Source organism: Pseudomonas sp. Y24-6 (genome assembly GCF_020295325.1).
GTDB lineage: Bacteria > Pseudomonadota > Gammaproteobacteria > Pseudomonadales > Pseudomonadaceae > Aquipseudomonas > Aquipseudomonas gregormendelii.
In genome coordinates this window covers 246025-258596 of record NZ_JACBXG010000005.1, presented here as the reverse complement: position 1 = coordinate 258596, position 12572 = coordinate 246025, and the positions used below count along the sequence as shown (strand labels likewise).

The following is a 12572-nucleotide window of genomic DNA, read 5'->3' as shown; positions in this document are numbered from 1 at the left end:
GCCCCACGTCCGCCACTGCGTATCGGCCTGGTATTTAAAGTGTCGACGACAGGTTCTCAGAGAATAGGCGGCGTGGTTACTTGTTTTAGCTGAAGTGTCTAGGAGTGGTAAGTTTATGGAGATCTCAATTATCTTGATTTTTAAAAGGCTTTGCTGGTTGTTAGCATGTTTTTTTTACAGTGGGCTTGTTGGTTTGGTCTGGGCGGCTGAGGTTGAGATCGAAGCAGAATTTGACGGTGATGGGAGTCAGAGGAAGTTCGTCATTGTGACGCCCTCGACCGGTTTCTGCGCGGACTTCTCGTCCATATGTGCGGGCGGGCGCTTACAGACGGCGCAGGTCGGAATCAGTTTCAAATCTGACTTTCCTGTCCCCTCCTTTGAAACGAACGCGGTTCAGTTCAGGATACCCAATGCTAAACATTTTGAAGTGCGTAGTAGAAGGCACAGTTATCCAGTGACGCTTCGCATAACAGGTGTCGGTTCTCGTTATAACACCGAGCCACTGACGGTGATGGAACTCACGGGAGCCGCCACCTCAAGAGAAGGGCACGAGGCGCTATGGAACGACGGTTCGTTTGCGGATGTAGGCGCGCCGTGCAAGAGTTTTTACAAGGGGCATCTGGATATGGCGTCGCTTCCACACAAGTACCGTTACTTTTGGAATGGGCCGCCAGGTGCGCTCTGTGGTAAAACGCCGAAGAGAACCATGCATCTGCGCAACGAGTTTCTCGATTTCTCCTACGAGTTGGATACACCCAATCCCTACACGATGGCTGAGGGTCGCTACATCGGAGCGGCTGTGTATACCACGCGTTGGGCCGGTGACTTCGACCCGGGACGCTATCTTCGACCCATTGGTGCAACTGAATTCTCAGTCCAGGTCGCGCTCACCGTAAGGCACGCGCTGCGGGCAGTTCTGCTCGATGGCACCAAAGCGGTGCTTGAGCCTGCGGGCGGTTGGCAGGCCTGGACAGACAAAGGGCGCCCCCCCACGCGCTTGTACCGTGACTTGAAATTTCTTCAGTCAGCCTCGGGTGCATTTACGATGAAACTGCGTTGTGAATACTCCCTGATAAAAAACTGCGCACTGAAAAGTGCGGAGGGTGACAGTGTCGAGGTTGTCACCTTGGTCTCTCATGCGCTCGCTATCACCAATGCCGCTGGCGAGCGAGTTTCTCGCGACCCTCTATCACCACTGTTAGGTAAGACGTATTACCCAGATCAGAATGCGGGTAATGGAGCATCGACGCTGCATTTTGAGATACCAGCAGACAAGGTCGCAAAGATGAAATCGGGCACCCGGTATTCAGGCACGATCACGGTGCTGTGGGATGCCGCGGTATAAACGAGCGCGACGGTCAATGCTGAGCACTTAAGGACGACCACCGTACCTGTGGTAAGGGACTCTGGAAGCTTTTTTTTAAGCGGCGACTGCCCGATGGTCGCGAGCAAACTCAAGGGCCGACAAGCGGCCGCTGACGGCGGGCACGCAAGCAGCTGGGTGGGCGCCTTCATGCGATGTCAGCCGTTCCAGGTTGTACCCGAGAGGAAGATCGGGTGGTGTATCTCAACTATTTGAAGGCGCTGGTGAAGGCTGCTCGTCGGTTCGTGGCTTGAGCGTTTTGTGCAAGGGTGACTGCGCGAGATATGCCTATGCTGGTGTCCCTCCACTGTCAAAAGTCCTTTGAGCTATGGATGTTCATGCTGCCTCTCAGAGGCCAGCCGTTGCCAACCGCCCTTGCCAAGGCCCTGGCCAAGGGCTAATAAGCCGCGAGCTGGTTGGCATCGAACTCTCAGCGGGCTGCACCCTGCGACGGCGCAATGGCCGCCAGGCAGGCGGTGGGGGCGGGCTTAGCGTGCCGTCTCAAGAGCGGCGCGTGATACACCTCCGGCCGTCATCACCGCCACTCGGTAGCGCCGCGCCTGGGCCGTGCGAGCCGTCGCCAGTCACCCACTCGTTATCCTTGGGCCAGTCCGGGGGCCAGGCGTTTAACCGCCTGATAAGCGATATCGCCTGGCGGGTCTTGGTTGACGCGCTGGACCAGCTTTTTTTCGAGGCAGAGCCGGTCACGCACGACTTCAAGGAGGTGTATGTCGAGTGTCGGTGCATTCTTGACGGCAATCTTACCCGGCAGGAAACACTGCACAAACTCAGTGTCGAGTTGACGCGCTTCGCATCCAGGCTAGCCAACTATTCAGGCAGGCTGACACCTTACTGGCGCCAGCTGAGGACCTGTCTGGGCACGGTCGGCCCTTGGCTCAGCAGTCTGAGTAAACAGTGGCTGACGCTGGAGTTGCTTGTCGAGCAGTGCACTGCACAGCAAGAATTTCTGAAACAGGCGGCGGACCTGTCAGTGCTGGCCCGGCGCTTTCTGACTGATCCACAGCTCCAGGTGCTGGTGGGTAAGGGGCTGGTGGGACAGCTTGATCAGCGCCTGGAAAGCATCGATCAGCTCCTGACGCACGCACGTCTTTGGCAGGCGCTGCCCGGCAGTGCGGGCCTGGGCGATTATGTGCAGCTACTGGCCGGCAATCCTTTGCTGGGTGAGGCGCTGGCGGACTCGCTGCAGCAATTGGGACGAGGCTTGGGGCAGGTGCACAAGGGGTATCCCGATAAGGGTACGCTGCCGGAAAAGCTTGTCTGGTTGTTGGTTACCCTGGGTGATCCAGCATTGCGCGATCTTCTGCAGGGGCCTCTGGAGCGTTTGCTGGGCAGTCGGCTGCGGGTGGAACAACTTTTTTCGTTATGCCAGGTTGTCGAGTCGCTGCGCCTGTTTCCGGTGCAGGGTACGCTGGTCGATCAGACACTTTGTCTGCTTGCCCTGCTCAAGCACAACGTGGGCGACGATGAAGCATACGCCTGGCTGACCTCATGCCACGGGGTGCTGGGCGCCGACCCGGCCACGCTCAGCCTGGTGAATCGGTTGCTGAGTCTGAGGCAGAGCCGGGATGGCGGGCTGTTGCTGCTCAAGGATTTACTGGCCGCGCTCGCGTTGCCGGTTGCCCATCTGGTGGCCGGGCAGACCTTGCCGGCTTATGCGGTGCAGGGGCTGCGAGCGCTGCAAACGCTCTATCGGCAAGGTACGCCCGACGAGAGCTGGCCCAGTCTGGCCAGGCGCATCGCCCAGAGTGTCATGGAGATTGCCAGGCCCTATGCCCTGGGCGCGCTGATGGGCCACCCGCTGGCCGCTGCCACCGTGCGTTATGCCGAGGCATTGAAAACCCATACTGGTTGGGAGCAGAGCTGCCAATGGTTCGTCGCCCACGCGCCGGCAGGCGACCTGGCGCTGCAGCTTGCCTACGGCCAGTATCTGAATGCGCTGCTGGTCTGGCAGGTGTATCAGGCCTGCGCGGGTGGCGATCCGTTGCAAACCGAAGACCGGCTGCGCCAACTTGCGCGCCAGCTCAAAGAGTATCAGGTGGTCAAGAGCTACCCGCAGTTGGAACCGCTGATCGACCTGTTGCCCTTGTTGCCGTTGCTGATGGAGGCGCGGCGCAGTGTGAGTGTACAGCTCAACGCCGACAGCTGGCTCGGTTGGGGCAGTCAGTGGCTGAACGCGCTGGCCAGCAGCGCCAGCAGTCAGCGCAGCGCCATGGATTTGCACCGACGGTTGTCCCGGCAGGTGGAGCATTGGCTGGCGGATGCCTTGGTGGCAGCCATGAGCAAGTTCCCAATGGGCCCGCCGGGCGCGGCAGCAGTTTCGACTTCGGGGGCTGTGGGCCGTCCGTTCAAACCTTTGTCTGCCGGTCTGGGCTCCCATGGTTTATTGCTTGCCGGCATCAGCCTGGAGGCCGTGGCGCTGGGGGCTATCGGCTATGCAGTGTGGCAGGCACGCGAAGCCGGCAATGCCGGCGCACCGCTGGCAGAAGCTGAAACGGGCCTGATGGGCGGCGCAGCGCGGACGGGTGGCCGTGGATTGCAGGATCACAAAGCCTCGCTGCTATTGGGGCTCGCTGCGATGGCAACGGGCGGGTTCCTGCTGTATCGCTGGGCTTACAGCGAAGCGCCAGCGGACAGGTGCATGGAGACCGGTGACGCGCGCGAGACGGATTTTGATTTGCCGGTTTATACGCCCTACGTCAATGCGCTGCTGGCCTGTGCCCTGGAGGTGGTCGAAGGCTCGCCAACGGCACCGCTGGCCAGACGCCTGGGCCGCGACACCAGCGCTCTGGCCGACTTTCCCCGGCGCTCCGAGCGGGTTAAGCGTGTTGTGGTTTCGCAGGATGGGCAGACGGCCTCCCTGACCTATTCGGACCCCGTCGTGCAGTTGGCGCGGCGCGCACTTGATTTTTCAAAGAACGACAACTTGGTGGCCAGCGAGTTGAATCGGTTATGGCACAACTCGATAACACTGAATCACGATAGTAGCCTGAACATTGAGCAAAAGAAGAACCTGTATCTGACACAGTTTCATCATGCGTTGATTCAACAGGTGGCGCTGATTCTGCCCACTCTGGATAACCTGAAAAAGGCCGGAGCGGGGATTCATTCGGAGTATCACAAGTCCGTGGTCTGGATGGCCAGCCTGGCCGCTGCCGCAGAGGAGGTGCAGCAACACTCCTCTACCGCCAACACCAGGTATTGGCAGGATTGGCGTCACGATTCGCGACGTGAAACGCTGAGCTTGTTGAATCGGGCGTTCAGGATAGAGCAGCGAGAGGCCGACACTTACTTCCAGCAACGCCAGGCCCGGATACAGCCATCTGATACCGACTATCTGCAAGCCCCCGACCTTTCAAATACTCAAAAACTATGGCGTTCCGCACTGGTGGTCGAACAGCGTGAATTTGAAGAACTAATAGATAAATATGTTGGTTTGAAAAAATTTGAAGCGTTGCCGGATTTATTTATTAATGTTCTGAAGCTCCGCATGGAGTTGCTCGGCGCCAAGCTGTATGAATCATTGAAAGAGGGAGACAAGACGGGGTCAACACTGCTGCAACGTACGGTGGATGTCGAGACCCTCGAGATGCGTAAAATTCACCTGGCCAATGCTTTTATCGAGGAGGTTGATAGTTATGCCATATGCAAACAGTTAAGAAATCTCGGCCCATTGCGAAAAAAATACTCGAAAACACAAGCGGTATTTGAGGCAAAAAAGATCGCGGTTGAATTGGTGCTGGAAAAATTTTCGGTCGACGTAGCTTCGTTGGATGACGATGATAAAGTTATGGGCTTTTATCAGATCTCCCGCGAGGATGGTGTTTCTGATCAGGTCAAGGCCTATTTAAATAAGGCCGGTGCTTTGGCGTTTTTCATGATGACCAATGATGTCCAGGCCAGGGAGTACAAGAGGTGGACCAACGCGCTTTCGGTCAGTTTTGCTGAAGCGTCTACGCCCACCGAATACTTCAAGCGTCTTTATGAAGACAGGCCTGCTGGTTACAGGAGCCTTGATACCTTCAAGAAAAGTAGCGAATCTGAAACATGGGTCGATTATTACGATCAATTTATCCAGTATCGGGAAAAGTACATTGATTTCGACGCCAGGCAAATGTCGTATGGCGCGATGGCCAATCAAGGTTTGACTGATTATCGCCTTAGTCAACTGCAAGCTGAAAAGATCGTTTATGCCGATCTGGTTGTCTATTCAAATGCCAGCACTCAAATAGATGAGCTTTTAAATAGCGGCGCCGCCAGGGACTTGGGCGATAAATTTCACAACATGCTCAATGGCCCGACCGAAGTGCCTGGAACCATAGGGTTTATTGCGCTAGCCAACGGTGGGATATTGGCGCTGGCAGGACTTGATTTCAACGTGACGGTGAAGCTGTTTGAGCCGTCATCCGTTAGCGCCAGTCAAGTACTGAGTAAAATCCACAGCCTGATGGCCATCCCTTATCGCGGTACGGTAGGGGAGCTGGAGGGCAGGAAACTGATTGATGATGTGCTGCGGCCCATGGGGCTTGAGACCGACGCGCTGATTGGCAAAAGTGGGTACCCGATATTAAAGGCACCGCGTAAATTCAGGGGGTGGTGGGAGCGAAACCATTTGGAGCGCCAGCATCCCAGGCAGGGTCAGCCATTAATGAATGTCGCTGATGAGGTGATGCGAGAGAATTTGAGTCAGTGGGTCGGGCTGCTGAAAACCGCCCACAAGGATAATGATTTCTGGGGCGTTGTACTCGGCTTTCTGCCGCTTTATACCGAGCTGCGGGATGTCTATGCAGATGCGGATCACCGACTCGACGGCAATGGCATCATGTGGGACGTGTTAGGGATCGTTCTTTCAATACTGCCGGCCCTCGGTGCGATGACTCAGCTCGGCCGCACCACCTTCAAGATACTGCTCAACGAGGGTATGCATGGCCTTGCCGCAGGCCGATCATTTAAGGTCGTCACCCGGCAAATACTGCTGGGGTTGATGACGAACCCGGAATTTGCAGGCTTGGGGCTAAAAGGCTTTACGTATGCCGCCTACATCGGTTTTGACGTGGTCTCCCCGCTGCCGGCAGAGCTGTGTGTCAAAGGCATCATGCGTGCGAGTAAACACATCAGGGCTTATATTCAATACGCCTATGCGACTGCAGACTCGGTGATTTCGACGCTGAACGCCTTGCCCAGCGATTCACTCAGTACATTACCGACACAAGTGCAGGCAGAACTGACGGCTTTGGCGGCAACCACTCGAGTGTTGATCGGACCTCATAAAATAATCGTTTTGCGTAACAGTTCATTAACGCCCCCAGAGGTGATTGCAGAGGGCCTGGCCTTGGCGGCCCCACTGGACCGCAAGCTACCGGTGATGAAACGCATTGAAAACCGCACGCAATATTCCATTGATCACCGACTGTGCGCGCCGGTCACGCGCCGCCAGATCAGATCGTTGGAGTATAAGTGCCTGGATGATCTGGATTATCTGGATGCAAAAAATGTTATCGAGGCAGGGGATGGCTACACGGTTTACAAGCTAAGTAATTCGCAAGACTCTTATGTGGTACGGGAGTTCAGGTCGGAACGCGACGGAGACCAGTCGCTGCGAATACGCAAAGCCAGTAATAATAGCCTTGCGTACAATCGTATATACGGCGGCCCGGAAACGGGTAAGGCCCAAGTCCTTTATTTTCCGGGAGAAGGGCCGGTGGTGACTCTGCTGCCATCGTCGTCGGGGAAAACACTCAGTGCGATCTTGGCCGAGGATGATCGTACCGCGATGGAGGGTGTACGTATCCTGGATAGATCCCTTGTGGTAGAGGGGCTCGTGAGTCTGTTGCGCGATATGGGGGTGTATTACAGAGCGGTAAATTTCTCAGGGGTTGTTTATGATTCAGTAACGCGGACCGTTCGATTAAATAACTTTGATTATGCCGTGATCAATGAGCCTGGCGAGATTGACGATACGAGTTGGGAGGTATTGACGACTGCTCAAATCGGCGCGTTGACGGCCCGGTTTACCCAGGTATTCAATGACTTTATTCGGCAAACCAAAGCGTTACGTCCGAACGATGTGGGGCTTAATACATCGGTGCTGACGCTTGAACAGCTTGCTGAACTTGATACCAAGCGCGAGCGTTACGAGCACCATGCCAAAGTGATGGCTTCAGGGAAAAGAGCGGCTGATTTTAATTTTGCTAAAAGACATCACCAGGGGTTTGAGGTCGCCGGTGTGAAAAAAACCGATTCTGAACTGGTGTTGATAACTCGCTATAATGAATGGTGCGGCACCGCTGATGTGATGCAACTTGGAGCGCTGAGTGGTAAAATTGAGAATACCCGCTCCCATCGGATTATTCATTCAAGCATTTACGTCGCGGCTAAATATGCAAAACCATTGAAGAACGGCAGCTACCGGCAGATCATTGCCCCGCAGTCTTTTTGGCTGTGTGCAGCAGACGCGCCGCGGACGGGAGAGGGACGTTGTTACCCGTTGGTAATGGCGGCAGCAGTGGCTGTCATAGAATACAGTGCTGAAAATTTCTTTATGAATATAATGCGCTCAGCAGCAAAAACCGATCACTCGCACAATGAAATTATTCGGGCGATTGACCAGATACGCAAACTGGATGTGAATGATTTCATCATCCCTAAATTGAACGCAGCGCCCAGTAGTGTTGGAAAAATTCTCACGTATCTATCAACATTTAAAGAAAACAGTATGTTCGCGATGGACTCGCAAAAACATTCGATGTTGATCGGTGTCACGTTCGATATTTTTGGGGAAAACAATTTCTATTTCTATGATCCGAATATCGGCTTTTTTGTTTACCCCTCGATCGACCTGCTGGCAACGGCGATGCACGGCACCATTGGTACGGTGTCCCTGGCAGCACAATATTGCGCATGGAACCTGCCTAAGTCTCCAAAATACAAGCTGGCATTGATAAACACGGAAAATCTCAAAGGCAAAACCCTGGAAGTTCCGCCTGCCGAAGGCCCGGGCTTCCGCCCACGGACGGTAGGTGAGTTGTCCAGCAGTCTGGATTCGCTGGCCAATTGCCTGCCCCGCAGCCTGTCAAGGCATAAACGTGCGCCAGGGTGCACGCCAATCGAGAGCGATATCATCCTGATGCAGCAGACCCAGGAAGCGCTTTTTAACGAGACCGCAGTTGCTGAAGGTAGCTATCAGCGAGCTCTGGACTTCGCTATTCGCCTGCGAGACGACTACCACAATCTTTTTATGCAAGGGCTTGATCTGGAGCGTGAGTTCACTTTTTTAGAACTGACGCGTCAGCAATTGATCGGGATGGATGAAGTGGCCATAGCCCTGACGGGCGCAGGCACTGCCATTGCTATCGCCAGCCCCGATCCTGTCGAACGCCAGATGGCGTATTTCAATTACCTGACGGCGTTGATAACGGTCGCGCACAGGATCGATCGTTTTGCCAAAGGCCATCGGGATTAGTGCGCCGAAAGCCGGGAAACCGCCAGTGGCTGACACTGCGAATGACTGCCCGGTTGCAGGTATGGGGTCAGAATCGGCGCCATGCCCTTGAGCACTTGCACCGGCAGCGCCGAAGTGAACTTGAACGCTTCAGCCGTGCGACCGGGTACGAACGCGGTCATGGTGCCGAAGTGGGTGTCGCCGATGAAAAACACGAACGTCGCCGTGCGGTTGATCGATTTTGAACTGAGTATCCGTCCGCCCGAACCGATGGCTTCGATGCGGTTGTCGCCGGTCCCGGTCTTGCCGCCCATGGCCAACGGCTTGCCGTCTGGCAGGGTGAAGCTGCCGGAAACCCGTTTGGCCGTCCCGGCATCCACCACCTGCGACAGGGCTTCGCGCATGGCCCTGGCAACTTCGATTGGCATGACCCGTTTACCGGCATCCGGATTACTGATCAATCTGGTTTCATAGGGTGTGTTCGCCGCGAAGTGCAGGCTGTCGATGCGCAGCGTCGGCATGCGCACACCGTCGTTGAGGATGGTCCCGATCAGCTCAGCCAGCGCCGCCGGGCGGTCCCCGGAGCTGCCAATGGCAGTGGCCAGCGAGGGCACCAGGTGATCGAACGGATAGCCGACTTTCTGCCAGCGCTGGTGAATGTCGAGGAAAGCCTCGATCTCCAGCATGGTGCGGATGCGACTGTCCCGCGCGCCTTTGTGTCGGCTCTTGAACAGCCAGCTGTAGACTTCCTGGCGCTCGAACTGGCTGGCCTTGACGATCTGGCTGAACTTGGCGTCGGGGTTGTTCAGCAGGTAACCCATCAGCCACAGGTCAAGGGGGTGGACCTTGGCGATGAAGCCCTGGTCGGGCAGGTCATAGGCGCCAGGACGATAGTTTTCGTAGAGCCGCTCGAGGCGTTCGTCCGTGAGTTTTTCCGTGAGCTTGGCGCCTTTGAGGTGCGAACGGACGAAGCTGTTGAAGCTTTCCTGGCTGGCTTGCGGCAGCAAGTAACGATGCACGGCGGCCATGCGAATCGGCGTCGGCCGCATGCCGTCGAGGAAGGTTTCGAGGCGCGCCTGGGTGTCCTTGTTCTTGTATTTTTTCCAGAACTTCAGCAGGAACGAGGTGCCTTCGCGGTCGGCGAAACCGGCCAGGTATTCCTGGCGCCTGGGATCGCGGTCGTCCTTGAGCAATTCGGCACTGTTGTTCGGGCCGGAGTAGGTGGTGTAGCGCACCAGGTCGCGCATCAGCCGGATGAAAGGCAGGTTGATCGACTCACGCAGCGCGTCGCGCAAGGTGGGCAGGCGTCCGTTGTCCTCTTTGCGAAAGTTGTTGAAGGTGTGCAAGCCGCCGCCGGTGAAGAAGGCTTCACCGGGGCTGGCGGAGTATTTTCGATCAAGCGCGGCACCGAGCATGGTTTGCAGGTTGCGGTCCTTGTTCTGAATGAAGTAATCGATGGCCCAGCGGCTCAGGCGATCCTGGTCCGGAACCTCGACTTTCTTCAGTTCCGGCACGGTCATGGCGGCATATTTATCATGCAGCTCGGCGATGATTTGCAGATACGTCGTCAGCACGCGCATTTTCGCGGTTGAGCCCAGCTCCAGCTTGCTGCCTTCGTTGATGTCGAAGGGCTGGTCGGTGCTGTCGGTCTGGACTCGTACCCGGGAACCGTCCGGGGTCAGTTCGAACAGGGTGAAGCTGTAGCGCACCTGGGCGGTGCTGGTGGGGGTGAGCAGGCGTTCGCCCATCAGGCCGATTTGCGCGGCGAAGGCCGGGTCGGCCAAGTGCTTGAGGTACTCGGTGGCCTGGGTTTGCAGGTCGCCTTGCAGGGTACTGGTGGCCGACAGGTCAAGCCGGTCGAGATCGTACAGCGGACGGTTGAGCAGGCCGCCAAGACGACTGCGGGCGACGCTGATGCCTTTATTGGTTTCGATCGGCTGGATAGTCGGTTGCGTGGCCCAGTCGCGATAGGTGACTTTGCTGGCCAGTGCGGCGGCCGACAGCGGCGCGTCGATCACGCCATTCTGCGCCAGTAAGCGAATGTGGCTGTCGGTGAGGCTGGCCAGTTCATCGTGGCCTTTGGTCAGGTAATGCGAAGGGCGGCGTTGGGCGATCATCAGCGATAACATTTCGCGCAGGGCCAGGCCTTTCTCCGCCAGGCTTTGCGGATCCGTTTGAGTGCTGGCCAGGCGTTGGTTGGCCTGGTTGAAATCGGCTCCATACCAGACGCGCAACCCCTCGGCCATGCCGTGCACTTCACCATGACCGGGTACGGCGGACAGGGGCACGCTGTTGAGGTAGTCACGCACTACATTTTGCCGGGCGACCAGGGTGTCGGGCCCGGCCTGATACGCGCGAACGGTGGCTGAAATCATCTGCCGGATCTTTTCCGCACCGGACACCGTCAGGCCATCGGGCGAATGCCTGTATTTTTCCAGCTGGGTCGCCAGGGTACTGCCGCCTGCCGACTGACCGGGCATGTGGAGCAATTTGGCAACCTGCGACCAGGCGGCCATGCCGAATCGTGGCCAGTCCACCGCCGGGTTGGCATGGGGCTGGCGCGGGTCGAGCAGGAAGCGGTTTTCGATGAACAGCAGGCTGCTGACCACCACTGGCGGAATCGCATCGAAGCTTGCGTACAACTGTTGCGGGTATTTGTATTGATACAAGGGGGCCGCCCGGCAGTCGGTGATTGACAGCCCGGCCTGGATTTTTTCCGCGTAGGGGACAAAAAAGCCTTTGTCGCTGTAGTCCATCAATGCCTGGGAGAAACGGGTTTGCGACTTCACCACGTAATCACGCTTGATCAGGCGTGGTAGAAATTCCCCGAGGGAGCTGTAGCCCAGGCGCAGGTCAAAAGGTCCCGCGCCGGGATAGCGAATGTCATCGCTGGGACCGGGTTGCAGGTCGTAATTGAGCGTCGCAGCGTACTTGCTGACCTCCCTGGACTGGAATTTCGAGGTGCGCATTTCCTTGGCGGCCGCCAAGCCGACGACGATGAGGATAATCAACAGCAACAGGAAAAAAGCCTTCCACCCATGTTTCGAACCACGGGGTTTTTCAGGTGACGGCGCTTCATCCACAGCTTCAGTCTGGACCACGGTTTTACTCGAATCGGTTTGCCACAAAGCGCCCATAGTCGACTGATCCATTCACGCAGATTGATCGGACTTGTCTGAAGCTTAGTCGGTGGTTGGCGATGGTGAAAAAATTGTGAACAAGGTTGCGCGCAGGAGCCTGAGCCCGTAGGAGCCCGTAGGAGCTGACGAGTGAAACGAGGCTGCGATCTTTTGATCTTGTGTTTAAAAAAACGGATCAAAAGATCGCAGCCTCGTTTCACTCGTCAGCTCCTACAAGTTGTATTGCAGGTTGGAATGCAAGTGATTCCCAGCATTTGCCCGACAGCCTTGAGATAGAGCCGTTCACGCGTAAATTAGGCCTAAGTAGGGACATGACGACGCACCAATAGCGTGCAATACTCCGCGCCGTTTTAGCTGCGAAAATTCCTACAAGCCCAGGTAATGCCCCTCCACAAACTGGGCTTTTCCCGAGAGTTCTCGCTGAATGTTGTGGTTTATAGAGTGAAAAACCCTGTCGTAAGCTTTTTATACTGCACGCCCCGCTGATCTTGGAGGTTTTGTCCTACAAGACGGTTCTGCCCACGAAGCAGGTCCGGTTTCAGGCAAGCAAAGGCGACCCGCCCGCGCTTGGTCACTCGGTGGTCATATCCAATAACAAGACGAGGTTGTA

3 protein-coding genes are annotated in these 12572 nt (G+C 56.4%); 2 read left to right on the top strand and 1 reads right to left on the bottom strand.

The features are described from left to right. The first annotated feature begins 115 nt into the window (after positions 1 to 115). Positions 116 to 1345, top strand: a complete 1230-nt coding sequence (locus HYI44_RS12110) for a hypothetical protein (RefSeq protein WP_225569503.1) — start codon at positions 116 to 118, stop codon at positions 1343 to 1345. 679 nt (positions 1346 to 2024) lie between these two features. Beyond that, complete coding sequence (locus HYI44_RS12105) at positions 2025 to 8843, top strand: hypothetical protein (RefSeq protein ID WP_225569502.1); 6819 nt, start codon at positions 2025 to 2027, stop codon at positions 8841 to 8843. On the opposite strand, the gene HYI44_RS12100 is transcribed toward HYI44_RS12105, so the two are convergent. Continuing rightward, on the bottom strand, positions 8840 to 11959 hold the full coding sequence (locus tag HYI44_RS12100; protein WP_225569501.1) for a transglycosylase domain-containing protein: 3120 nt from the start codon (positions 11957 to 11959) through the stop codon (positions 8840 to 8842). The genes HYI44_RS12105 and HYI44_RS12100 overlap by 4 nt on opposite strands. Positions 11960 to 12572: the final 613 nt, after the last annotated feature.